The sequence below is a fragment of the Sodalinema gerasimenkoae IPPAS B-353 genome (genome assembly GCF_009846485.1).
GTDB classification, from domain to species: Bacteria; Cyanobacteriota; Cyanobacteriia; order Cyanobacteriales; family Geitlerinemataceae; genus Sodalinema; species Sodalinema gerasimenkoae.
Window position 1 is genome coordinate 1,313,048 of sequence record NZ_ML776472.1, and the last position, 24,806, is coordinate 1,337,853.

18 protein-coding genes are annotated in these 24,806 nt (G+C 53.2%); 6 read left to right on the plus strand and 12 right to left on the minus strand.

Translation table 11 applies throughout. The features are described from left to right. The first annotated feature begins 32 nt into the window (after positions 1-32). Positions 33-437, plus strand: a complete 405-nt coding sequence (gene rplL / locus L855_RS05880) for a 50S ribosomal protein L7/L12 (protein ID WP_159785380.1) — start codon at positions 33-35, stop codon at positions 435-437. A gap of 377 nt (positions 438-814) precedes the next feature. On the opposite strand, the gene L855_RS05885 is transcribed toward rplL, so the two are convergent. The 3 genes from L855_RS05885 to L855_RS05895 form a co-directional block, all read right to left on the minus strand. Next, positions 815-2,812 (minus strand): ribonuclease J, encoded by a 1,998-nt coding sequence (locus L855_RS05885; RefSeq protein WP_246198742.1) that lies wholly within the window; start codon positions 2,810-2,812, stop codon positions 815-817. 251 nt (positions 2,813-3,063) lie between these two features. Beyond that, positions 3,064-3,954: a 4-hydroxy-tetrahydrodipicolinate synthase gene (gene dapA / locus L855_RS05890; RefSeq protein WP_159790987.1), complete on the minus strand. Its 891-nt coding sequence runs from the start codon at positions 3,952-3,954 to the stop codon at positions 3,064-3,066. Positions 3,955-3,964: 10 nt separating this feature from the next. Then, the gene (locus L855_RS05895) at positions 3,965-5,020 is read right to left on the minus strand and encodes an aspartate-semialdehyde dehydrogenase (RefSeq protein ID WP_159785386.1); all 1,056 of its coding nucleotides are present in this window, start codon (positions 5,018-5,020) and stop codon (positions 3,965-3,967) included. A gap of 611 nt (positions 5,021-5,631) precedes the next feature. On the opposite strand from L855_RS05895, the gene tig reads away from it, so the two are divergent. The 3 genes from tig (at position 5,632) to clpX (ending at position 9,235) form a co-directional block, all read left to right on the plus strand. Beyond that, positions 5,632-7,020: a trigger factor gene (gene tig, locus L855_RS05900; protein WP_159785389.1), complete on the plus strand. Its 1,389-nt coding sequence runs from the start codon at positions 5,632-5,634 to the stop codon at positions 7,018-7,020. Positions 7,021-7,063: 43 nt separating this feature from the next. After that, a complete protein-coding gene (gene clpP, locus L855_RS05905; protein WP_159785392.1) occupies positions 7,064-7,738 on the plus strand; it encodes an ATP-dependent Clp endopeptidase proteolytic subunit ClpP in 675 nt (224 codons plus the stop codon). 168 nt (positions 7,739-7,906) lie between these two features. Then, the gene (gene clpX, locus L855_RS05910) at positions 7,907-9,235 is read left to right on the plus strand and encodes an ATP-dependent protease ATP-binding subunit ClpX (protein ID WP_159785395.1); all 1,329 of its coding nucleotides are present in this window, start codon (positions 7,907-7,909) and stop codon (positions 9,233-9,235) included. Positions 9,236-9,242: 7 nt separating this feature from the next. On the opposite strand, the gene L855_RS05915 is transcribed toward clpX, so the two are convergent. From L855_RS05915 to L855_RS05940, 6 genes are all read right to left on the minus strand, one after another. Then, positions 9,243-11,597: an EAL domain-containing protein gene (locus L855_RS05915; RefSeq protein ID WP_159785398.1), complete on the minus strand. Its 2,355-nt coding sequence runs from the start codon at positions 11,595-11,597 to the stop codon at positions 9,243-9,245. 314 nt (positions 11,598-11,911) lie between these two features. Continuing rightward, a complete protein-coding gene (locus L855_RS05920) occupies positions 11,912-12,343 on the minus strand; it encodes a response regulator (RefSeq protein WP_159785401.1) in 432 nt (143 codons plus the stop codon). A 30-nt stretch (positions 12,344-12,373) separates the two neighbouring features. After that, positions 12,374-14,617, minus strand: a complete 2,244-nt coding sequence (locus L855_RS05925; protein ID WP_159785404.1) for an ATP-binding protein — start codon at positions 14,615-14,617, stop codon at positions 12,374-12,376. A 39-nt stretch (positions 14,618-14,656) separates the two neighbouring features. After that, positions 14,657-15,892 (minus strand): bifunctional phosphopantothenoylcysteine decarboxylase/phosphopantothenate--cysteine ligase CoaBC, encoded by a 1,236-nt coding sequence (gene coaBC / locus L855_RS05930; protein ID WP_159785407.1) that lies wholly within the window; start codon positions 15,890-15,892, stop codon positions 14,657-14,659. Positions 15,893-15,955: 63 nt separating this feature from the next. Continuing rightward, positions 15,956-16,168 (minus strand): protein IsiD, encoded by a 213-nt coding sequence (gene isiD, locus L855_RS05935; protein WP_159785410.1) that lies wholly within the window; start codon positions 16,166-16,168, stop codon positions 15,956-15,958. 216 nt (positions 16,169-16,384) lie between these two features. Then, entirely contained in the window at positions 16,385-16,993 is a 609-nt protein-coding gene (locus L855_RS05940; protein WP_159785413.1) for an alpha/beta hydrolase, read from the minus strand. A gap of 302 nt (positions 16,994-17,295) precedes the next feature. Between L855_RS05940 and L855_RS05945 the strand changes: the two genes are divergently transcribed. Continuing rightward, positions 17,296-17,952, plus strand: a complete 657-nt coding sequence (locus L855_RS05945; protein WP_159785416.1) for a hypothetical protein — start codon at positions 17,296-17,298, stop codon at positions 17,950-17,952. A gap of 107 nt (positions 17,953-18,059) precedes the next feature. Beyond that, a complete protein-coding gene (locus L855_RS05950; RefSeq protein ID WP_159785419.1) occupies positions 18,060-18,851 on the plus strand; it encodes a M23 family metallopeptidase in 792 nt (263 codons plus the stop codon). A 9-nt stretch (positions 18,852-18,860) separates the two neighbouring features. Here the strand turns inward: L855_RS05950 and L855_RS05955 are convergent, their stop codons facing one another. The 3 genes from L855_RS05955 to L855_RS05965 form a co-directional block, all read right to left on the minus strand. Further along, entirely contained in the window at positions 18,861-19,709 is an 849-nt protein-coding gene (locus L855_RS05955) for a sulfite exporter TauE/SafE family protein (protein WP_159785422.1), read from the minus strand. Between the two features lie 216 nt (positions 19,710-19,925). Further along, positions 19,926-23,201 carry an efflux RND transporter permease subunit gene (locus L855_RS05960; protein ID WP_159785425.1) on the minus strand — a complete coding sequence of 1,092 codons (3,276 nt, stop codon included), beginning with the start codon at positions 23,199-23,201 and terminating at the stop codon, positions 19,926-19,928. Between the two features lie 105 nt (positions 23,202-23,306). Beyond that, entirely contained in the window at positions 23,307-24,590 is a 1,284-nt protein-coding gene (locus L855_RS05965) for an efflux RND transporter periplasmic adaptor subunit (protein WP_159785428.1), read from the minus strand. Positions 24,591-24,806: the final 216 nt, after the last annotated feature.

The window sequence follows — 24,806 nt, forward strand, 5'->3', positions numbered from 1 at the left end:
ACCATTCATTTATCCCAACGGAGTGTTATTCCATGTCTGAACAAACCGATCAAATTCTGGAACAACTCAAATCCCTGTCTCTGTTAGAGGCCTCTGAACTCGTCAAACAAATCGAAGAAGCCTTCGGTGTGGACGCATCCGCGTCTGCTGGCGGTGGCATGATGATGATGGCCCCTGGCATGATGGGTGGCGCTGCGGCTGCGGCTGAGGAAGAAGAAGAGAAAACTGAATTCGACGTGATTCTCGAAGAAGTTCCCGCCGACAAGAAAATCGCCGTCCTCAAAGTTGTGCGCGGTCTGACCGGACTTGGCCTGAAAGAAGCCAAAGAAATGGTCGAAAGCACACCTAAAGCCATCAAAGAAGCGGTGGCTAAAGATGCGGCTGAAGACGCTAAGAAACAAATCGAAGAAGCGGGCGGAAAAGTCTCCGTTAAATAATCGCTTATTCCATCGATTCGTTTCATTGAAAAGCGGGGTGTTGTGTTTTAGACAACATCCCGCTTTCTTATATAGCAAAAGTTGGTCTGAATCGGACAAAAAACAGGGGACAAGAAGGCAACAGGCAACAGGCAACAGGCAATAGGCAGCAGAAGGCAACAGGTAGGGGATTCTCTCACAACTCAGAGTGTCAATCAGGCAATCTGCGATTGCTATACCTGGTTTTTTTCGCCTTTCTCGTCTTTTCCCGTTCCTTGGCTCTGCCAAGAAAGGCTCCCCTGGCGGCTCTGCCTCCTGCATTCAGGCAGCCGAGCCGTCGGAGTCCCCGTGTTATGGCTGAAACGAAGCCATAACACGAGGGGTAGAGATAGGGGTGTCTAGGAGGCGGCCCGTGCCGTGGGACGGGTGCGACGACGGCGGTTGCGGTTGCGTTTTTCCGCATCCAAGGTAGTTTTAGGCGCTTCTGAGGCCGTCTCTGCCGAGGTGTCGCTCGCTTTCTCAACTTGGGGAGTTGGCTTCGGAGTGGACTTCGTCGGTTTCCGGCTGCCTGAACGACCATTACCATTGCTGGAATGACTCGTGACGAAACTATCGCTGGTTTGCGTCTCCGGCTGATAATTAGCATCAGCGGGCGGCTGGAACATGAAGACTAACAGGGGATCACAACGCAACTCACGGCGAATGGTGCGACGTAACTCCCGTTCTAGGCGAGATTTCAGACCTGACCAATCGACGGACACAGCCCCGTTGTCAGAATTGTTGTAATGATCCCAACGGTCTTGGAGGATGGCCTGCAAGCTTTCTACGACTTTTGCCTGTAAGCATTCATCCTCAACCCCTGTGGCCACACCGCGAATATAGACCTCGGGTTGCGAGACTAACTTACCGTCCCAACCCACAGCCACCGCAGTGGTGACAACTCCATCTTCTGCCAACTGCTGACGTTCTTTGAGAACTTTATCTTGGACGGTTCCAGAGTGGGAGGAGTCCACCAGCTCAATACCTGCTTGGACATTTCCACCGAGGGCAATACTATCAGGACGGAGTTCGACGACATGGCCGTTATCGATAATCAGCATATTTTCGGCCGGTACTCCCATCATCTGAGCCGTTTGCGAATGTTTAATTAACATCCGGTGCTCCCCATGGACAGGAACGAAGAACTTGGGCCGGGTTAGGGCTAACATCAACTTGTGGTCTTCCTGGCAACCATGGCCCGAAACGTGAATGCCCTGTTGGCGACCATAAATGACGTTGGCCCCCTGCATCATCAGGCGATCGATGGTATTGACCACTGAAATCGTATTGCCAGGGATGGGATTGGCCGAGAACACAATGGTATCCCCAGGCTTGACCTGAATTTGACGATGCTCACGACGAGAGATACGGCTCAGGGCTGCCATGGGTTCTCCCTGGGAGCCCGTGGTGAGAATCAGGACATCCTTATCGGCGAGGTTGCGGATTTCTTGGATGGATTTAAACAGACTCTCATCACATTTGACGTAGCCGAGGTTACGAGCATGGGAGATGACGTTGAGCATCGATCGCCCCACCACGGCGACAGAACGCCCATGTTTCTGAGCCAAGTCCAAAATCATATTGACCCGATGCACGGACGAGGCAAAGGTGGTGACCATTAACCGCCCTTCCGCTTGGGAAAAGACACGGTCAAGATTGGGATAGACCGATCGCTCTGAGGGGCAAAGTCCCGGAGTTTCGGCGTTGGTGGAGTCGCTGAACAGGCAGAGAACGCCTTTCTCGCCATATTCGGCTAGCCGTTGGACATCGAAGTTCTCACCATCGACGGGGGTATGGTCAAACTTGAAGTCACCAGTAAAGACTACGACACCGACGGGGGTCGTCACCGCTAGGGTGAAGCTATCGGCCATGGAGTGGGTATTGCGGATAAACTCAAAGGAAAAATGCTCCCCTAAGGTGATGACATCCCGAGGTTGAACGGTGCGCAGTTCGGTTTTGTTGCGTATCCCAGCTTCATCGAGTTTGCCCCCGAGGAGTGCTAGGGCCAGGCGGGGACCGTAAATCACCGGGATATCAAACTGTTTCAGGTGATAGGGAATGCCGCCAATGTGGTCTTCATGGCCGTGAGTGACGACCATTCCTTTGATTTTATGGGCATTCTCCTTGAGATAGGCAACATCGGGCAGAACAATGTTGACCCCGTGCATGGCATCGGTGGGAAAGGCTAACCCACTATCGACAAGGACGATTTCGTCTTCATATTCAAAGACACAGGTATTTTTCCCAATTTCATGTAAGCCACCCAAGGGAATGACTTTTAAGGGAGAGGATTGATCTCCTCGGGTTTTAGACGGAGCCGATTGGCTGTTGCGGGAACGGATTTGTTTAGAAGGCATGGGTTTACTCATGGTGTAATGACTAGCTGTTAACGGTAAATCGATGGAACGGTTATCTAACTCAGCCTAGGGCAAGGGTTGCTGTTGCCTAGACGGTTGAGTGTGAGGATAAAACTGGGGCAAAATCTGTAATCGGGAGGGGATTGAACCACAGGTGAGGGAATTGATACAGACCCTAAATGGCAATCACCTGGGTGGGAACTCGTCCGATTGATGGAGGAACTTGGCGGGGATACGGGAGGCGCCAATGGCTAATGTAAGAGGTTGAGTTGTTTGAGAACAGCTTGAATCGACTGAACGACAGACTCAGGAGCATCGCACAGGGGCGATCGCATTCCTCCAACCGGCCAACCTAACTGCCCGAGTGCAGATTTGACAGGGATAGGATTGGTGGTCAAAAACAGCGCCTTGAACAAGGGCATCAACTCTAAATGAATGGCGGCGGCTTCGGCGTTCCGTCCCGCCTCGAAAGCTTGAATCATCTCTTGCAGGCGATCGCCCACCAAATGACTGGCTACACTCACCACCCCTTTTCCCCCAACGGACAACAGAGGCAAGGTTAAGGAATCATCCCCAGAATAGATTGCAAATTCCGGATTCGTGAGACGGCGAATTTCGCTGGCTCGCTCCAGGCTGCCACTGGCTTCCTTGATGGCCACCACATTCGGCAATTCTGCCAAGCGGGCCACCGTTTCCGCCTCCAAGTTAACCCCCGTGCGCCCGGGGATGTTGTACAGCATCAGGGGAAACTCAGGACAGGCCTCGGCAATGGCACGGAAATGGCCATAGAGTCCCGCTTGAGGGGGCTTGTTGTAATAGGGAACCACCTGTAAGGAGGCATCTAAGCCCAGGGCAGAAGCTTTTTGGGTGGCTTGGATGGCCTCATGGGTTGAGTTCGACCCCGTTCCTGCCATTACTTTAGCACCGCTGTTGCGGACCGCCGTTTGAACGACCTGGAAGAGTTCATATTCTTCATCCCACGTGAGGGTGGGGGACTCTCCCGTGGTTCCACAGACTAGGAGAGTATCTGTGCCTTGGTTCACCAGGTGAACCGCTAACTTTTCTACTAACTCATAGTTGACGGCGCCATCCGGGTGAAATGGCACAATCATGGCTGTGACAACTCGTCCAAAATCGATCACGTAACCCTCCTTACTGCTGTACGCTGCTAGACGACAACGACGCAGAGGAAGAGTCACCCGCCTTACGGCTCAGTAACTCGGCAATCTGCACGGCATTGAGGGCAGCTCCTTTACGGATTTGGTCTCCACTCAGCCACAGTTCCAAGCCACAGGGATGAGAGATATCCTGACGGATGCGGCCCACCAACACGTCATCCTGGCCCGAGGCATCCATCGGCATGGGGAAGTAGTTACTCTGCCAGTTTTCCCGTAGTACCACCCCAGGGGCGCTATTTAAAATCTCACAGGCCCGCTCCCGAGAGAAGGGCTGGTCAAACTCTAGGTTAATCGCCTCTGAATGGGCCCGCAGTACGGGAACCCGTACGCAAGTTGCCGTAATGGCCAGTTCCGGCTCGTTAAAAATCTTACGAGTCTCGTTGACCATTTTCATCTCCTCTTGGCAATAGCCCCCTTCGGAAATGGGAGAATTATGGGGGAAGAGGTTAAAGGCCAAGGGATAGGGCAACACCGAGGGGGTGGGATCTTCGCCGTTGAGAATGGCTTGAGCTTGGGTTTTTAGTTCCTCCATAGCCCGGGCCCCGGCTCCACTGGCGGACTGATAGGTTGACACCACAATGCGGCGAATGGGCTGCACCTGATGCAAGGGGTAAATGGCAACCGCCATCAGGATAGTGGTGCAGTTGGGGTTGGCGATGATGCCCTGATGTTGAAGAGCCGCCTCTGGGTTGACTTCCGGAACCACAAGGGGAACTTGGGGGTCCATGCGGTAGGCACTGGAGTTGTCGATCGCCACAGCACCGGCGTCCACGGCTTGGGGCAGCCATTGCTTTGAGGTGGAGCCTCCGGCAGAGGCTAACACCAAATCAACGTCCTTAAAACAGCCATCAGCCACTGCTTCCACGGTCAAAGACTCACCGCAAAAAGAAACCGTTTTTCCCGCCGAGCGGGGAGAGGCCAGCAGCTTAAGCTGGGATAAGGGAAAGTTGCGGCGCTCTAGCAATTCAATTAACTCAGTACCCACTGCGCCAGTGGCACCGAGAATAGCAACTCGATAAGACTTGGGCAAGTTTCAGATCCTCCTCACTCTTCAGATAGCGTTTTAGCTAGGTTCCGTATTGATTCCGTAACGGTTTGTATGACGGTTTGTATAAGGGGCGCGTTGGAACTTAGCCACTCAGTTGGCCCATTAGGGGCTTGCAAAGTGAGTCCATCAGCAAATAGGTTTTGAATATAACAGATGATCGTCTCATCGACAGCCACGATAGCAGAGTTAGCTATTAAGCGCAATGGGGCGTTGTCCTGCCGCCCGGGCGGGGCGTCCCTTGGCAGTCGTTGCGGCCGTCCTGACAGCCCTGACTCTGGATCTAGCATAACGCAGATTCCGGGTTGGGTGCGATCGGCGATCGATGTTCAGAACAGCGGTTCAGTATTAGGCTAGACTAGATTGGATTGCCTCGCTTGTTGTTAAGGACAACGTAACAGCCGCAGTGATCCGCACCGTTGCTAAGCATCCGGGCGCAGTCGTTCGTTGCGATCACGGAAGACGGATCGTGCAGAAGCGTTTTAACGTCGTTCTCGGACCTGGGGCGATCGCCCGTGTGATGGACGGTCATCTCATTATCAACAGGCAGCAAACTCTACTCACATTACCACTAGAATCAAACAGTCAAGCAAGGCATGAAAGTAACCCAGGAAAAGCTTCCCGCATCCCAAATTGCTCTGGAAATCGAAATTCCTTCGGAGATTTCCCAGAAAACCTACGATCGCACGTTGCAAAAGTTCACACAAGCGGCGAACATTCCGGGATTCCGCAAAGGTAAAGTTCCCAAACAGATTCTCGTCAAGCGTCTCGGCAGTGAGCGCATCAAAGCTGCCGCCCTCGAAGAAAGCATCGAAGATAGTCTCAAGCAGGCCATTGACCAAGAAAACCTCGATGTTCTAGGAAACTACACCCTGCAAACTCCTGTCGAGGAGCTGATTCAACAGTTCACCCCCGGTCATCCTCTGACTTTCTCCATTGCCGTTGACGTGCCCCCCGACGCCACCGTTAGCAACTACGAAGGATTGGAGATTACTGCCGAGGAAGTAGTCTATGATCCCGCCCAAGTCGATGCCTTCTTTGAAGAACAACGCATCGAACAAGCGAACCTAATTCCCGTCGAAGATCGCGCCGCTCAACTCGGGGATGTTCTCACCGTTGACTATGAAGGAAAACTCCTTCCCGAAGATGGCGAAGGAGACCCCGAACCCTTCCCTGGCGGCAGTGCTGAAGACACCCAAGTTGAACTCAACGAAGGACGCTTCATTGAAGGATTCGTTGAAAATATCGTCGGGATGAACACCGATGAAACCAAATCCTTCGAGGTTAAATTCCCCGAAGACTATCCCAACGAAGAACTCGCCGGACAAGGGGCCATCTTCACCGTCACCGTCAAAGACATTAAAGCGCGGGAACTGCCAGAACTCGACGACGACTTCGCCCAAACCATCAGTGACTTTGACACGATGGCCGAATTGCGCGAGTCCATCGAAAACCGCTTCAAGGAAGAAGCCGAACAGAAAACCAAGAGCAACATCAACGCCGCGCTGATGAAGATGGTGGAAACCTGTATTGAGGTGGAATTTCCCGAAACCCTCATTAAACAGGAAGTGGATTACATGCTGACCCAGACGGCGATGCAGTTGCAGCAGTACGGCATGGACATCCGCAGTCTCTATAATGAAGAGAATATGGCCCAGATGCGAGAACGCTCTCGTCCTGAGGCGATCGCCCAACTCAAACAAGACCTCGCCCTCGAAAAAATTGCCGAACTCCAGGATCTAGACCCCAGTGAGACTGAGAAAGAAGAGCGGGCCGCTGAAATTCGTGAGCAACTGAGCGATCGCGATATTGACGAGGAACGCTTGCAGGGATTTGTCGAAAAAGATCTCCTTTCTCAGAAAGCCCTCGATTGGCTGCGAGAACGCGCTAAGATCGAGTTAGTTCCCGAAGGCAGTTTATCCACCGAGGATGACACTGCTGAGGAAACAGGGGACACTGACACCGATGAATCCCAAGACTCCTAACCCTTCTCACGGTTTACCCACTGCGAGCTGAACGTCTAAATCTATGTTGAGATCCCAAGCCTACGGACGCGACTTGATGAACCTGTCCCACCCCCAAATCTATTCCAGCGCCCAGGGAACAATTCCCATGGTGGTAGAACAGTCCGGGATGGGCGATCGCGCCTTTGATATCTACTCCCGTCTGTTGCGAGAACGGATTATTTTCCTCGGAACCCCCGTCGATGATGCTGTAGCTGACTCTATCGTTGCCCAGCTGCTCTACCTCGATGCCGATGATCCCGAAAAAGACATCCAACTCTATATCAACTCCCCAGGGGGGTCTGTCACAGCGGGAATGGCCATCTATGACACCATGCAACAGGTTCGCCCTGATGTGGTGACCATCTGTTTTGGCTTGGCGGCCAGTATGGGGGCATTCCTGCTAGCATCGGGGGCCGCAGGTAAACGAATGTCCTTGCTCAACTCCCGGATTATGATCCACCAACCCCTCGGCGGTGCCCAAGGGCAAGCGGTGGATATTGAAATTCAGGCCAAGGAGATTCTTTATCATAAGAGTACCCTCAACCGCCTGCTCGCTCAACATACCGGCAAGCCCATCGAGCGCATTGAAGCCGATACGGAACGGGACTTCTTCATGTCCGCAGAAGAAGCTAAGGAGTATGGGTTAGTTGATACCGTTATCGCTCAACCACCCGTTGCCCTAGCCGCATCGACCTGAGCGTTTGGGTTGGAGGGTGTGTTGGGGTCACACTCTCCAACGCCGGTTAAGCATCGCCTAAGCATCGGCTGGGAAGTCCTCAGACTGGTGTCCGGATCATGGCTTCTGTGCCATTGTCCTTGAATTGTTCCTCATCCATCCTGGCTGAATTTCCGCACGAGAAAGGTTATGCCGAATAAGTACGACTCTCACCTAAAATGCTCCTTCTGCGGCAAGTCTCAGGAGCAAGTGCGCAAGCTCATTGCCGGTCCCGGCGTGTATATTTGCGACGAATGCGTAGACTTGTGCAACGAAATCCTCGATGAAGAGTTGTACGATTCGGGTACCGCATCCCCCCCGAGCGCACAACGAGCTGAATCTACTGAACGTCGTCGCCCGCGTTCGACGAAGCTTTCTTTAGGACAGATTCCTAAACCCATTGAGATTAAACACTATCTCGATGATCATGTCATCGGACAAGAGGCGGCCAAGAAAGTCTTGTCGGTCGCTGTCTATAACCATTACAAACGCCTCAGCGCCAATCAAAACAAAGCGGAAGGGGATGATGTAGAACTACAAAAATCTAACATCCTGCTGATTGGTCCGACGGGTAGTGGTAAAACCCTCTTGGCTCAAACCTTGGCCAATATCCTAGAGGTTCCCTTTGCCGTTGCCGATGCCACGACCCTCACCGAAGCGGGGTATGTGGGGGAAGATGTGGAAAATATCTTGCTCCGCTTGCTGCAAGTGGCGGATCTCGATGTGGAAGAGGCTCAACGGGGCATTATCTACATTGATGAACTCGACAAGGTGGCTCGTAAGAGTGAGAACCCTTCGATTACACGGGATGTCTCTGGAGAAGGGGTGCAACAGGCACTTCTGAAAATGCTGGAGGGAACCATCGCGAACGTACCGCCTCAGGGAGGTCGTAAGCATCCCTACCAAGACTGTATTCAAATTGATACCCGCAATATTCTCTTTATCTGTGGCGGTGCCTTTGTGGGTCTCGATAAGCTGGTAGAACAGCGTATGGGCAAGAAGAGTATTGGCTTTGTCCAGCCTGGAGACAGTAAACCTCGGGACAAACGTACGGTGGATGTTCTCAGTAACCTCGAACCGGGGGATCTCGTCAAGTTTGGGCTGATTCCTGAGTTTATTGGTCGGATTCCCATCGAGGCGGTGTTAGAACCCTTGGATGAGGAGACCCTCGTCCAGATTCTCACGCAGCCCCGCAATGCTCTGATCAAGCAGTATCAGAAGCTGATGGACATGGATAATGTCAAGTTGGAGTTTCGTCCTGAAGCATTGCGGGCCATCGCCCAGGAGGCCTATCGTCGTAAGACCGGGGCGCGGGCCCTTCGTAGCATTGTCGAAGAATTGATGCTGGAAGTGATGTACGAGTTACCCTCTCGCAAGGATGTCTCTCGTTGTGTGATTACTCGGGAAATGGTGGAGAAACGTTCAACCAGTGAGGTTGTGATGCACCCGTCATCTCTCCCCAAACCAGAGTCTGCTTAACGGGGGTTTACCCCTCTGTTGGCGCAACCGAGTCCTTGATAGGTCTGAGGTAGCAGCCTGAGGTCGTCAGTTTGGGCAGCGGTGCTGCCTCGACGGACTTAAGAGACCGGGGGGCGATCGCCGGACGACTGTTGCGTTTTCGCGATCGCTTGCGGGAGGGAACGGACTTTGGGAGAGTTAGGGGTTTGGGTTTGGCAATGCCATAACCTTGGACAAAGTCAACCCCTAGATGTTGAACTTTTTGTAGAATGGCTGGATTTTCCACAAATTCAGCGATGGTTTGCAAGCCCATCACATGGCCCATATGGTTAATGGCCTCGATGGTTGCTGCGTCAATGGCATCATTCTCAACATTGCGAATAAAGTGACCATCAATCTTGAGATAGTCAACCGGTAGATTTTTCAGGTAGTTCAGGGAGGACATCCCACTGCCAAAATCATCGAGGGCAAAGCAACAGCCGAGTTGCTTGAGTTGGTAGATAAACTGAACCGCTTGGTTGATGTTGGAGATGGCCACTGTCTCGGTGATCTCGAAGCAAATCATCGAGGGGGCAATGTGGTGCAGCCAAAATTGTTCGCGCAGGAAGGTTAGGAAGCGTTCATCATTAAAGCTGGCCCCGGAAAGATTGACCATATACAGGGGTTTGGGCTGGTTCCGTTGTTCCGGAAGATCCCGCAGTTGCGAGAATAGTTGCCGAACAACCCAGCGATCAATGGCGGGCATTAGGTCATAGCGTTCCGCTGCGGGCATAAAGGCCCCTGGGGTGACGATGTTGCCCTCTTCGTCTTCGAGGCGCAGTAGAATTTCATAGCGATCGCGCGATCGCCGTTGAGGATCAGCTGGCATAATCTGCTGGGCATACAGACAGAAGCGATCCTCTTCTAAGGCCTTAACAATCCGCGACACCCATTGCATATCTCCATGGCGTTGGGCAATGTCGAGATCATCGCTTTGATAAATCTGGAAGCGGTTGCGCCCGGCATCTTTGGCCGCATACATGGCGGTATCCGCTGCACTCAGAACATGGGCCCAACTATCGGTTTCGGCGTTAATTTCCACCAGTCCGGCACTGACTCCCACGGTAAAGGTGCTGTCCTCCCAAATAAAGCGGAAGGCCCCAATACGCTCAATCAACTCCTGGACATGTTTTTGGGCATCATCGAGATCACAGTGATGCAACAGCAGGGCAAACTCATCCCCCCCGAGACGGGCCAGGAGATCCGATTTCGGGGTATGACGTTGCAGGAGGGCGCTCATATGCCGCAGCAGTTCATCCCCGGCCATGTGGCCACAGGTATCGTTGACGAGTTTGAAGCGATCTAAATCTAAGTAACACAGCACATGGGTGGTCTGGTTGCTGCGAGAATGGGCGATCGCCGCCTCTAAGCGATGTTCAAACTCCCGACGGTTGGGAAGTCCTGTTAAGGCGTCATGGCGCGCCTGCCAGGATAACTGTTGAGCCAAACTGCGGGCCGGAGTCACATCACGACACACTAATACCCCCCCGACCAATTTCCCGTCATCAAGACGAATGGGCGCGGCGGAGAGTTCTACAAAAAATTCTTGAGTCTCGTTCGCTCCCACCAGACGACGTTCTGAGGGATCTAAGGCAATCCCCTCTCTTAACACCTGTTCTAGTAAATCCTGGACTGGGGTATGAGTGGCTTCGTCCCACAGCCGTAAGACCGTATCGAGGGAATGGCCCTGAGCGGCACAAGATTGCCAGCCGGTTAAGGTTTCAGCCACCGGATTGAGGGATTGAATCCGTCCTAGGGCATCCGTGGCAATCACCGCGTCGCCAATAGATTGGAGGGTCACTTGAGCCAGTTCCTTTTCCCGAACCAGAGCTTGCTGGATGCGCTGGCGATCGCCAATTTCCCGTTGTAAGTGCTGGTTGGTTAAGGCCAGTTCCGCCGTGCGTTCTTGAACCCGCTGTTCGAGTTCTTCCTTCGCTTGGCGAACCGCCTCCGACGCCTGCTTGCGTTCAATGGCATAGCGCACCGAACGAGCTAACAGTTCGGTGTTGGCTTGGCGTTTGAATAGATAATCTTGGGCCCCGCAGCGCATGGCTTCGAGAGCAAGATCATCGTCATCGGTGTTGGTTAACACAACGATGGGTACTTGAGGACGAATCCGGGCGATCGCACTGAGAGACTCTAGCCCTTGACTATCGGGAAGAGTCAGATCGAGCAGAATCACATCAAAGGTCTGCTCCTTTAGAATGGCGATCGCCGCCTGTAGCCGAGACTGACAAGTCCACGTAAAACGAGTATGGGAGGCTTGTTTGAGTAGCTCTTGCAGTAGCCTAGCTTCAGCGGGATTGTCCTCAACCAGTAGGATGTTGACTGAGTTAACGGACATCTTAAAAGTAAACTATTTTAAAGTCTTGTCCACATTATGCAATTTTTCCTCCCTGATCCCATCCTTTTTGTCCAATATATATACAAAACTTAGTATTTATTAGGAAACAATCACAACTTAGGCAAAGGTCATTGAAATCCATATACCATGGGAGGGCTGGGGGTGAGATCTCATTCCAGGTCGATTCCTTGATTTCCTAAGATTATTTTAACGATCCCCACTAGGGTGTTGCGGATTTGGTTGCCGATAGGACTGCACCCTAGGGGTATCATTCAATCGATTGATACAACCTAGACTCCATCGGGACTGAGTCATCAAGCATCGAGAGGTAGGGTGACAACCTCTAACCAAAACGTCTGAATGGTCTGTACGATCGCTAACAACTGCTGAAGATTTTGCGATTTCTGGATATAACAGTTGGCATGGAGTCGATAACTTTCCTGAATATCCTTTTCATTATTCGAGGTCGTCAATACTAAAACCGGAATCCGAGACAAATGGGGATCGCTTTTTAACTCCGCCAAGACCTCCCGGCCATCCTTGCGCGGTAAATTCAGATCTAGGAGAATTACATCGGGCAGGTTGGCATCCTCATAGGGAGGCTGTTGATGGAGATAATCCATCGCTTCAACCCCATCTCGGACTGCAACCATGTCATGGGATAACCGGCTCTCCTTGAACGCTTCCTGAATCAAGCGCACATGAGCTAGATTGTCCTCAACCAGCAAAATTTTTCGACGTTTCATCCAAAATACATCCAATGGGATTGACTCTCCTCAGACATCTTCAACCGGCCCGAGTTGACAGACTGGGACGGTAAAATAAAAGCTGGAGCCGTCCCCCAACGAGGATTCCACCCAAATTTTGCCACCATGACGTTCCACAATTCGTTTACAAATTGCCAAACCAATGCCGGTGCCCGGATATTCATCGCGGGTGTGTAACCGTTGGAAAATCGAGAAAATGCGTTCTGCAAACTGGGGTTCTAGGCCAATGCCATTATCCTTAACGCAAAAACGCCACATCCGATGATCCCGCTCAACACAAATGCGAATCGTCACTGGGCTGTCCGCATGAAACTTGAGGGCATTACCAATCAAGTTCTGAAACACCTGCATTAACTGAATCTCATCTGCCATCACATCGGGCAAGTCGTCTGATTCAATAATGGCATGAGTTTCCTCAATACGACTCTGTAAATTCACCTGAACTCGTTCTAAGACCTCATTGACAGAGACCGGACGAAATGGCTCGCCCCGAGATCCTACCCGAGAATAGGCCAAGAGATCATCAATCAGACGCTGCATGTGGGTGACTCCCTCTACCGCAAAGCCAATAAACTCATGAGCATCTTGATCAAGGCGATCGCCATACCGCATTTGCAGCAGTTGTACGTAACTTGAGACCAGATTCAGAGGTTCTTGCAAATCATGGGAGGCCACATAGGCAAACTTCTCTAACTCAGCATTGGAGCGTTCCAACTCCTGAGTTAACTTCGCCAACGCATCCGCCTGACGAATGACCACCTTCAAAATGGCATCCCGCAACGACAGGGCCGCCTCTGTCTCCCACTCTTGCCAAGGGAGGGATTGGCCTTGAATCTGCTCACACCATTCTGCAAAGGAGCCTCGGGGGGATAAGCGAATGGTGCCATCGTGGTCTAGGGTTTTCTCAATCACATGGTTAGGATCTCCGGCCCAGCGCACCGTTTGGCGATATTCCGGGCGAAACCAGAGAATATAATGTCGTAGCACCGGCGAGATGGCGATCGCCAGCATCCCACTGCCCACCTCACGATAACAAGAGGCCGTTTCATCAATCTCCTCAAGGCGATCGCAGGTAAAGACTTGATCATCTATCTGGGCTTCAATCTTGGGGATCAGCCGCAAAATCTGTAATGGGGACGGAGTTTTGCCGACGCTATCACAGACCCCATTCCGGTAAATTACAGCCCCTGACGCCGCCACCATCCCCAGAAACAACTCCTCATTCTCTAACGCCCCGGTGACCCAGTCTTGCGTTTCAGACATCGCCTCAAGCAACGAGGACAACTTACGCTGACAGGCCACGCGATCGGCATATTCTGTCCGCTGACTCTTCACCGAGAGTTCCAAGGACATTGACTGAACCAACAGGGTGCAAGCCTCCCGTTGGGATTCCCGTAGATATTTAGGCGTGAGGTGATGACAGGAAATCAGCCCCCAAAGCTGCTGTTGTCGGAACAGGGACATCACTAGAGTCGAGCGCACCCCCATATTTTCTAAATAGGTTTGGTGACACGAAACCACGCCCCGTAATTCACAATAGGTTAAATCGAGGGGCTGACCCGTCTGAGGGTTACAAGCCGGAATCAGGGGAATATCCGCCGCTTGCGCATCGGGAATCAGGCGGCTGTAGTTGCAGCTAAACAAATGACGACACGAACGCGTATCGGCATCGGGATAATGAAGACCTAAATACGCCGGAAGGTTCTCTCGTTTGGCTTCCGCCACGACGCATCCATGACCCTGAGGATTAAACTCATAGGCCATGACCCGATCAAAGCCGGTAAACTCGTAAATACTCTCAACCGCCGTTTGACACAGATGCTGGATATTATCAGTGGTCTGTAAGTGACGGATATGGGAGCGGACGGTTTGGTAGAAGGCCGTCAGGGAAACCGTTGCTTCCTGGCGCTGGGGTTCCAATTCTAAAATGAGTAAGCCATCAGAATTTTCATGGACCCGTGCCTGAAAGGTTTCTGGCTGATGGTTCCCCGCAAGGGTTAGACTCAAGCGCGGTGGAATGGTCGGATCGAGATCCCAGAGGGCTGCATTCAGAGTCTGACAATGTTGGACATCCAGGATCTCCGTAAGGGACTTTCCGAGCAAGGCGTCGGGAGTGAGACCTAGAAACGCCTCACTGTTGGCACTCACTTGCAGGATACGGCGATCGCCATCAGCCCCCTCCGACAAGACCACAACCATGCCATGGGGTTGAATCTTGTCGTAATACTGGATCGGAGCTTCGCTATCTCTCATTAATTTGGTGGCAGGTTCTCAGGTAAGACGGAATCTTATTTAATCGTCGAGGAGAGGGTCTAAATGTTCCACCCAGTCCAGAAGATAATGGGCTAGTTGGAGTTTGGTGCAAGAGTTCATGGAACTCTGATTGCCGTTGGCATCAATAAAGACCGCTTGATTGGTGTTGCTGCCAAATCCGGCATTGGGTAAATCGATGGGGTTGGCCACGATCGCATCTAATTTCTTGCGCCGTAATTTCTCTAGGGCGGGGGTGACAATATCTCCCGTTTGAGCCGCAAAGCCAATGAGCCGTTGGTGAGCCTGTTTCTGCTCCGCTAGCGCGGCAACGATATCCTTGACTGGGACGAGGGGAAGGGCCGAGGGCAGCTTATCTTTGGCTAACTTTTGACCATAGTATTGAGCCGGTTTGACATCGGCCACGGCTGCCGTCATCACCACCCAGTCCGCCTCGGGGAAATGCGCTTGCATCTGCTGAGACATCTCCTCAGCATTGGTGACGGGGATACTGTTAATCTCCGTCAGATCTGAGATGGCCTCGGGGTTAAGGCAACTGTGGACGAGGGTCACCGTTGCCCCCCGATGGGCCGCCGCCTGGGCCACGGCAATTCCCATTTTGCCCGTGGCGGGGTTGCCAATAAACCGGACGGGATCGAAGTATTCACGGGTTCCTCCGGCACTGACAAGGACGTGACGGCCGGCTAGATCCTGTTTGCCAGCGGTGTGCAAGAGGGATTCGATGTGGGTGACCAGGCGCGGACTTGGGGCCATGCGGCCCATGCCAATGCGATCGCAGGCCAAAAGCCCCGCTCCCGGTGAAATCCCATGGAAGCGGGGGTTCTGTTGTAGGCGTTGCCAATTCTCTTGAACCGTCTGTTGTTCCCACATATCGGTGTTCATGGCGGGGGCCAGTAACACCGGACAGGTTGATGCCAAAACGACATTGGTTAAAAGATTGTCGGCCAACCCATGGCTGAGTTTTGCCAGGGTGTTGGCGGTGAGGGGGGCAATGGCGAAGACATCGGCCCATTCCCCCAACTCGATATGTAAGGGTCGTCCATGAATCGACTGCCAGAAGCTCTCATCGGTGTAAGCCGGGTGACGGGATAGGGTCGCTAAGGTTAACGGAGTGACAAAGGCCTGCGCCCCTGAGGTCAAGATGACGCGAACCTCTGCCCCATCCTGAACCAGCCGTGAGACGACTTCACAGACTTTATAAGCCGCAATCCCGCCTGTTAACCCAATAAGAACCCGTCGTCCTGTCAGTGATGCCATGAAAGACCCAAAAACTACAGTTGATGGCGATCGATAGCATCCTCCCTAGAGGTTGGCTTGGAGTTAGCTTTCGTCGCAATCTTCAAATTCTAGTAGATAACTGTAGGGTTCGACGAGTTCTGGACGCTCAAAAGCGATCGCCCGCAGCAAGTGCCAGTCTTCGAGTCCTTCAAATGGATTGCCGTAATCATCGGCATCAAGTCGATTGGCTAACAGCTTCACCTGATCTTCTGTGACAGCCGCTAAATCGTCCCGAGACACTGTAATCGTGGTCATGACGGTCGCCTCCCTATTCCTAGAATGCACAACACAACGAGCAAAAGCCGTTGCTGTTTTAACATGATGCAATCAGGGCAACCCACTTGAGTCCAACCTAGGGTTGCTCTCAATGGATTCTCACGAACCCCTTATCTTTCATCTTAGGACATTCAGGGGCGATCGCCAGTCCCGTTAACGTTTCGCAACCTCACCCCCTCCCCTAAACCCAGCCAGTTAGGGCGACACCGCTGCCACGATGAACTCTCGCAGTTGGGCCACCTCCAGCGGGCAAATTTCATGAGCCATATCATATTCGTGATAGTCAACGGTTGCCCCAGCGGCTAACAGCGTCTCCCGGGTACGTTGCGCCGCCTGAAGGGGAACAACCCGGTCAAAACGGCCATGGAGCAGCAAAACCGGCGGAAGGTTGCTCTGAAAATCTGGGGGGCCATGGAGATAACCACTCATGGCCACTAACCCCGCAAAGGGGTAACGAAATCCCACATCCAAGGTCATCGCTCCCCCTTGGGAAAATCCCACCAAGATTGTTCGCGCTAGAGAAATCCCCGTTTCCTCTTCAAAGCCGTCAAGCCAGGTGGCTAACTCAGCCCGACTTTGGTCGAGGCCGTGATAAGCCTCACTGTCGAGGTCGTACCACATTTTCCCTCCTGGAACTAGGGGATGGGGCAGTGGCGCATCGAGACAAAAATAGACATAATTCGGTAAATCTAACATCAACTGCAATGATGCGAGATCACGGGCATTCGCACCCCAGCCATGAAGCAGGACAAGAGCTGCACTGGCCTCGACTCCAGCTTGTGGTTCAAGTTTCAGAACATCCATAGTTTGCGAGACCTTAAATGTGGCATCAATGTGGCATCTAATGTCCCATAAATGTGGGATTATTTCATCACTCTAATCATTACCACGAAATAATACGGACATAAGTTTCCGTAGAAACACTGAGAAAATATCAGTAATGAGCCACAATTGAGCAGGCTGTCCCGAGCTGCTAGGCTCATCCTTAGAGGCCGGGTCAATGTGGGTGGCAATCCGCCCATGATAGTGTACCCCGGCTGTTTAGCAGAATTTCTAGAATTTTGCCCTTCAGGCTGTCATCTACTATGTCCCGAGATCCCAAAATAATGACTGATTCTCAGGTTCGGACGATTAATTCCGCGACGAGTAATCCTTATCTCGACGGGAGTTTTCTCTCCCATCCCCTTTTAAGCGATCGCTCTCCCCTGACTGTTGAGGGCCGCCAAACCCCTCAATCTCGACCTCAATCTCAATCTCGACCTCAAACCACTGCCCCAGGGCGATCGCATCCCCAAGTCCCGCCACAGAGGCTGAGCGCACCCGCCGGCGCAAAATATGCCCCTCAGAACCGAAGGACTGCCGTTGCCGAGCCTCCCCCAGCTCAGATTCCCTTAGCCGATGCGTCCCTCAGCCCAGACACCCTCAGCCCGGACACCGTAGACTGGGAGAGCCATACAAACACCCGTGCCAGCAGTTGGCAGAAACAGCGAGAAATCGCCGAAGCTCGGATTACGGCTCTACAAGCCCAACACCATCAAATTCTCGCCGCTGAACGGCGTCGGCTACAGCTAGAACTGAGTGTGTTTTTCCTGGCCATCTTAGGCATCCTGGGAGGAATCTGGCGCTGGAACCCAACAGCTAGAACTGAGTGTGTTTTTCCTGGCCATCTTAGGCATCCTGGGAGGAATCTGGCGCTGGAACCCGCAACTGCTGAGCCGCTTAGACTGGTTTCAACTCATTCCCGTAAGTCCCACCGACTCTAACCCTGAGCCTACAACTGCTGAGCCGCTTAGACTGGTTTCAACTCATTCCCGTAAGTCCCACCGACTCTAACCCTGAGCCTCTCAAAGTTGGGGAAAATCCCCGATGGTTGCCAGGATTTGATTCCCTGGCTGACACCGCCGGGGAGGAGTCCCAGCAGGGGGAATCAGCCTCAAATCCCTCTTCCCTAGATCGCCCCCTAACTCCCAGCAACACCGCTACTGAGTCCCCCTCATCAGACCCCCTCTCATCAAACCCTAACCCAGCTCAGACAAACCTCTCGGGTCAATCCAAGTCAGTAGACTCCACCATTGACTCGTTTCCCGACGATGCCAAATCTCCTCTCAATCTCATTGCTCGCAGTGCTCAGCGACCCATTGAAGGATTGGCGGCCAGTTTACCGGCCAACTTAGCAAAACCCGTCGATCGCAATTGGCGGATTGGCGGCTATCGCGTCAGTGATACCTATCTTCCCTGTCAACAACCCGATGGTTCTGACTGTCGGACTCAACATCCTGTCACCGGTTATCAGGATGTTGCCCATTGGGGCGTTGATTTAGCCATGCCCTATGGTGCGCCCCTATATGCTGTGGGTAAAGAGGGGAGCGAGGTGAAAGTGTCGTGTTATTACGACGGTGGCAAGGGACTGGTGGCCCAACTCAGCAGTAGCAGTTTTCCCACCTATGAGTTTGAGGCCTTCCATCTCAGTGATTGTCTTCCCGGAACTCACAAGGCTGGTTCTCTGTTTGCGGCGGTGGGCAACAGTGGCATTTCCAATGGTCCCCATCTCCATTGGGAAGCCTATTGGTATGGACAGCGGGTGAATCCTCCCCGGTGGTCTCTGGAATTTGTGGTCACCGGCAAAATTCAAGTGAGTCAGTCTAATAAATACATTTATTAGGGACTGGTTCTAGGTCCTGTATTGGACAAGAATTTCCCCGAAGAGGATGACCCCGACCAAGACAAAGAGGACTCCCATGCTCCGTTCCAGGCGGGACTGAGGCAGGCGACTGGCAACGATCGCCCCCAGTTGGGCCCCGATTAAGACACCGGGGATCGTGAACAACACCAAACTCAACACCTGGTTGATGACCTCATCTCCCGCTTGGATAAACTGGAGCACATGGCCCACAGAGGCGATCGCCGCCGTAATGGCCACAACAAACACGCTAGTGGCCACCGCCACGGGACTAGGAACGCGACAGCGTTGGAGCAAGAAATAGCCGTTCAGTTGCCCTAGTCCCGTGGACACCATCCCCAGGAATAAGGCACCGATACTGGCCAGCAGCCGTCCTTCCCCATAATTGCCAATTCGGTAATAAAAGGTCTGACCCTGGCGGGAGGTTAGACCCGTCTGAGGTAGAGAATCCAACGCCTGCTTAGTGGTGTGTGGAGATGTGGGAGGGCGCAAAAAACTAGCGGCGATCGCCAACAGACCCACCGCTAAAATGCCCTTGAGGATATCATCGGGAATCACCTTTGCCAGCCAAGTCCCCAACACAACCACGGGAATGGTCACCCAAAGCAAGGTTTGACCGAGTTTATAGTCAATCAAGCCCCGATGGACATAGGCGTACAGGCCACTGGAGAAGCCAAATACTTCCGTAATCAGTCCCGTTCCCACGGCGACATCTGTGGGTAGCCCCAAAACAATGATAAATAGGGGGGTGAAGAACGTCGCCCCCTCAACTCCCGAAGCCATGGCGATTGTGGCGATCATGACGGCGATGGGAAATATAAACCAATAGTCGAGATTCATGAGGGAACAGTAGGGAGAAGGCAGCAGGCAGTAGGCAGTAGGCAGTAGGCAGTAGGGAGAAGGCAGTAGGGGAACCACGTGGGGGCACGCCCTTGCGGTCAGCGAGCGAGAAGGAGAAGGAGAGAGAAACAGGAGGTATCATACACCCCCAAGCCCACCCAGTCGAGGAAAGCTTCCCTATTGCCTATTGCCTTCTCCCCCCTATTGCCTATTGCCTCACTTAAGCGTACCAACCGGTTCTTCCATAGGAGAGCGCTCCCAACCGGAACTGGGTAAACGGGGTTTGCGGGGGCGATTCGAGCGATGGAGCAGCGTATAGAAACAGGGGACAATAAAGAGAGTTAAAAAGGTTGCCAAGGACAAGCCAGAAAAGACCACAATGCCTAACGGTTGTAGAAATTCTGACCCTTCCCCAACCCCTAACGCCAAGGGGAATAAGCCTAACACCGTTGTGACCGTCGTCATCAAAATCGGTCGCAGTCGTTGGGGGGCAGCTTCTAACATCGCCTCATAGTGGCTCAGCCCCTGTTTCTCGCGGATTTGGTTGGCTAACTCCACAAGCAAAATGGCATTGTTGACCACAATCCCCACTAATAACACCGCCCCGACAATGGCCGTCGCTCCCACGGCTGTCTCTGTGATATACAAACCTAAAATACCACCGGCGAGGGCGAGAGGAACCGTCAAAATAATGGCCAGGGGGTCAATTAAGGAGTTGTACTGAACTGCCATGACCACAAACACCATAAATGTGGCCAAACTGCCCAAAATCACTAAGGACTGGCGCAATTGCTCATTGGTTTCTGCGGCTGAACTGGGAACTCGTGTCACCCCCTCAGGCAAGTCAAGACCGGCTAAAATCCCATCGACTTCATCGAGGGCATCACTGAGATTCGCTCCGTCGGTGAGACTTCCTTCAATCAGGAAAATCTGACGTTGGTTAATGCGCTGAATTTCTCCAGGGGCAACGTCCCGACCAATCTCGGTAATGTCCCCTAAGCGGATCAGTTGATTGCCCGAGGTAAACAGGGGAATTGAGCGTAAACGACTTGGACGCTCGATGGTTCCGGTGGGTAACTGCATCCGCACATTGATGAGGCGGTCATCCCGTTGGATTTGAGTAATGACCGATCCCTCTAATGCCGTTTGAATGGTCTCCCCAATGTCTTGAGCTGAGAGACCGAGACTAGCGGCCCGTTCCCAATCGGGACGGATTTGAACCTCTGGTTGGGGTTCCTCGGCATCCGGTTGGTAGGTGGCCAGGGTCGCTTGGTCTTCCAGGGCCGCTAACACCATGCGTCCGGCTTCTTCCAACACCTGGGGGTTCGTACCTTGCAACATCACGTCAATATCATCACGAGTGGGGGAGTTACTTAAGATCAGTCCCCGCACCGATTCAGGACGCATCCGAATTGAGGTGTCCACCAGGGGAATGTTCTCAGTGATTTGCTGATTCACTCGTCCCACATAGGCACCAACATTGGTTCCTGGAGCCAGGGAAATGGTACTCGACCCCCGTAGGGAGTTGGCACTGGTGGAGGTTCCAAAGAGAAACCCTCCAGCGGTACTAAAGGCGTATTGGGTGTCCGGTTGCGAGAGCAGCATCTCATCAATGGCTGCCATGACGCGCCGGTTCTCGGAGACCGTTGTCCCTGGGGGGAATTGGGCCACCAGTCGCGCTTGGCCGGTGTTAATTCGCGGCAAAATTTCTTGAGGAAGTCTCCCCGCCATCCAGAGACTGCCCCCTCCGAGAACCAGGATGGCCAGGGCAATAGTTAGCAGGCGCATCCGTAGCACTCCAGAGAGAATCTGTCGGTAGCCCGCGGTTAATAGACGAACAAAGCGCCCAAAGAGCCAAATGGGGGGAAAGCGATTGAGGTGTAAGGAGCGAGGAATCCCCAACAGCCGGGCTGCCATGGCGGGAACTACGGTTAGGGCGATCGCCATTGAGGCGGCCACGGCAAAACTGATGGTTAAAATCAGCTCATTGAAGAGGAGGGAAATAAACCCCCCCAACATCAAAAAGGGAAGCACGGCCACGAGGTTGGTACTGGTGGAGGCCAGCAGGGCCGATTCCAACTCACGGGCAGAAGTTTCCGCCTGGAGGCGAACTCGTCGGGCAAACTGCTGTTTTGGGGAGAGGTGAGACAGGTCATACCCGTTGCTGTGACCATTGCCAGCATCCTCGACGGGAGTATGGGGGTCTGTGGTTTCGACCCCTTTGGCGATGTTCTCCAGCATGACAATGGCGTTGTCCACCACAATCCCAACCCCGAGGGCTAATCCCCCTAGGCTAAAGACATTTAGGGAAAGTCCGAACAGGCCCATGAGAATCATGGCCGTTAGGGTGGCGAGGGGAATCGCCAGAACCACAATCAGGGTTTGGCGTAGGGACCCAAGAAACAGCAAAACGGCGATCGCCGCTAGGCCGGCCCCGGATAATCCTGCCGTAATCACGTTTTGAATGGAACTGCGGATAAAGCGGGATTCATCGAGGGTGGTTTCGATTTGCATATCCTCAGGAATGACGGCGGAGTCCCGCAATTCTTGAATGCGTCGCACAACCCCTTCGACCACTTCGATGGTGTTGGCGTCGGGCTGTTTCTGAATACTGACTTTGACGGCGGGTTGGCCGTTGAGGGTCACGAACACTCGCTGTTCTTCTGTGCCATCAATGACTTGGGCCACGTCTTCGACGTAGAAGTTGCGATTGGCATTGCCGTCTCCGTTACCGGTGGAACTAATGGAAATACGGCGAATTTCCTGGACGGTGTTAAAGCGTCCGGCTACCCGGGTTAGCAATTCTGAGGTTCCCCCTCGGATGAGTCCCCCGGCGGTGTCTTGGTTGCGTTCCCGTAGGGCGTTGGAGATGTTGGAAACATTGAGTCCTAGGGCTTGCAGCCGGTCAAGATCTAGATTGAGGCGTACTTCTTCCTGAACGCCTCCGGAGATATCTACATTGGCAACACCAGGGACGCGCACCAGTTCTCGCGCTAACTCTTCATCGGCAAAGATGCGCAAGTCCACTGCTCGCAGAGAGCTGGAGGTCAAGGCCATTTCGTAGACGGGGAGTTGGGAGGGATCGAATTTAAAGAGTCGTGGGGCGTCAATGCCATCAGGGAGGCGATCGCGGGCCCGGTTGAGGGCGGCGGTGGCATCGTTGAGGGCCTGGTCAATGTTATTGCCGGGCCGAAAAAATAGGTCGATGCTAATGCGACCTTCTCGGGTTCGGGAAAAGAGTTGTACGACTCCCTCGGTGGCGGTTAGGGCTTCTTCGAGGGGACGGGTGATATCGTTGACTGCAACTTCTGGGACAATTCCGGGGGCATCGGCCCGTAAGCCGATGCGGGGATAGGTGATGCTGGGTAATAAATCAACGGCCATCCGACTGACGACAAACCAACCTAACACCATGACCGCGATGGTAATGATTAAAGTGCCAATATGGCGCCGGATGGCTAGGGTACTGAGACTGATTGGCTGGTTAGACATGGGTTAGGGGGAGAAGAAGGGAACAGGCAACAGGGAACAGGGAATAGGGAATAGGGAACAGGGATCTAGTCTTTCCTGGGGGATGGCGGGTGCGCTCTCTTTTAGTTAGTCGCTGTCACTGTTGGAGAGGAAACTGCGGCGGACGGTTTGGCCGTCTTGGAGAGGGCGATCGCTGCGGACGATGAATTGTTCGCCGGGGGCCAGTCCTTCGAGAATTTCCACTTCGTCATCTTCTCGTTCTCCGAGTTCTACAAGGCGGGCGCTGACGGTGGTTTCGCTCTCGTTCCCTTCCACCACAAACACGGTGTCACTACCTTGGGCCGACACCTCTAGGGCCCGTTCGGGAATAGTCACCACTTGTTGCGAGGAGGTGTTTAGGGTAACTCGGGCCAGTAAACCGCCTCCGAGTTGTCCGTCTGGGACTTGCGGGTTCTGTAGGGTAATTTGGACGGGAATAAGTCGCGCGACGGGATCGGCGTTGGGAAAGATGCGCGAGACTCGTCCGACAAACTCTTGATTGGGAAAGGCATCGAGGACGACGTCAACGGCTTGGCCGAGGGAAATCTGACTGCGATCGCGATCGGGAATCTCAATTCTGATTTCGACTTGGCTAAAGTCCCCGAGTTCTAAAATCACATCTCCACTTTGCACAATATCTCCGGGTTGTAGGAGTCGGTCTAGAACCACGGCATTGAGGGGAGAGGGGACATCAGTATAAGACAGTCGTTGGCGGACTCCATCGACGATGGCTTCTTGGGCCCCTACCCGTTGCTGGGCTGAGGTAACGGCGCGATCGCGGATGCGGATTTGTTCTTGGGCCGATCGCAGTTGTTGTTCGAGGGTGCGGACACGAGTTTGGGCCAGTTCCGCTTCACGACGGGGAACGGCTCCTTCTCCGGCTAGGTTTTTTAGACGACGGGAGTCGACTTGAGCTTGATCGAGTTCTGCTCGAAGTTCCTCAACCCGAAATTCCGCTTCAATGCGCTGGTTGCGGGCTTCCTCAACTTCCGATTGCCGCACACTCACGTCGGCTTCAACTCCGGCTAGTTCTGACAGCAGCAGGGTATCTTCGACTCGGGCGATGACTTGTCCCTGAAACACGGGATCTCCGACATCGGCATTGAGGGTCAGGAGTTGACCATCGCTGCGGGCCCGCAAGGAGACCCGGCGCAAGGGTTGGGTGGTGCCACTATAGTTGAGTTCCCGGCCCCGAGTTTGGGCTTCGGCAATGGCCACGTCAACGGTGACGGTGCGATCGCCCTCCTCTCGCGAGCCACCTCGCCCGGAAGATTGAGCTTGGGCAGTCTCTCTCTCATTGGGACTGCATCCCATTGTTAGCCAAAGGCTACCGATAAGAATCCCCATTAGCCAAGTTGTTGGTCGTTTCATCAATTGGAGGCTGGCTGGATGACGTTGGCTGTTCACGTTTAGACTGGGGTAGTGGTGTTTCGGTTCAAAGTGGATACCGGGTTAGTATCGGCGAGAGGCTTAAGATGGGCGAATGTAACGCTGATACACTGATGTAAGGATTTGTCAAGGCTTCTGCTTGCCCTTAATGTTAAACTTTTATTAAAAAAATAGCCAGTTTTTCTCAGGCTAGCGCAA

Coding starts and splice junctions, on each gene's coding strand:
- rplL (WP_159785380.1), top strand. CDS start 33: ATGTCTGAACAAACCGATCAAATTCTGGAACAACTCAAATCCCTGTCT.
- L855_RS05885 (WP_246198742.1), bottom strand. CDS start 2,812: ATGCCTTCTAAACAAATCCGTTCCCGCAACAGCCAATCGGCTCCGTCT.
- tig (WP_159785389.1), top strand. CDS start 5,632: ATGAAAGTAACCCAGGAAAAGCTTCCCGCATCCCAAATTGCTCTGGAA.
- clpP (WP_159785392.1), top strand. CDS start 7,064: ATGTTGAGATCCCAAGCCTACGGACGCGACTTGATGAACCTGTCCCAC.
- clpX (WP_159785395.1), top strand. CDS start 7,907: ATGCCGAATAAGTACGACTCTCACCTAAAATGCTCCTTCTGCGGCAAG.
- L855_RS05915 (WP_159785398.1), bottom strand. CDS start 11,597: ATGTCCGTTAACTCAGTCAACATCCTACTGGTTGAGGACAATCCCGCT.
- L855_RS05920 (WP_159785401.1), bottom strand. CDS start 12,343: ATGAAACGTCGAAAAATTTTGCTGGTTGAGGACAATCTAGCTCATGTG.
- L855_RS05925 (WP_159785404.1), bottom strand. CDS start 14,617: ATGAGAGATAGCGAAGCTCCGATCCAGTATTACGACAAGATTCAACCC.
- coaBC (WP_159785407.1), bottom strand. CDS start 15,892: ATGGCATCACTGACAGGACGACGGGTTCTTATTGGGTTAACAGGCGGG.
- isiD (WP_159785410.1), bottom strand. CDS start 16,168: ATGACCACGATTACAGTGTCTCGGGACGATTTAGCGGCTGTCACAGAA.
- L855_RS05940 (WP_159785413.1), bottom strand. CDS start 16,993: ATGGATGTTCTGAAACTTGAACCACAAGCTGGAGTCGAGGCCAGTGCA.
- L855_RS05945 (WP_159785416.1), top strand. CDS start 17,296: ATGACTGATTCTCAGGTTCGGACGATTAATTCCGCGACGAGTAATCCT.
- L855_RS05955 (WP_159785422.1), bottom strand. CDS start 19,709: ATGAATCTCGACTATTGGTTTATATTTCCCATCGCCGTCATGATCGCC.
- L855_RS05960 (WP_159785425.1), bottom strand. CDS start 23,201: ATGTCTAACCAGCCAATCAGTCTCAGTACCCTAGCCATCCGGCGCCAT.
- L855_RS05965 (WP_159785428.1), bottom strand. CDS start 24,590: ATGAAACGACCAACAACTTGGCTAATGGGGATTCTTATCGGTAGCCTT.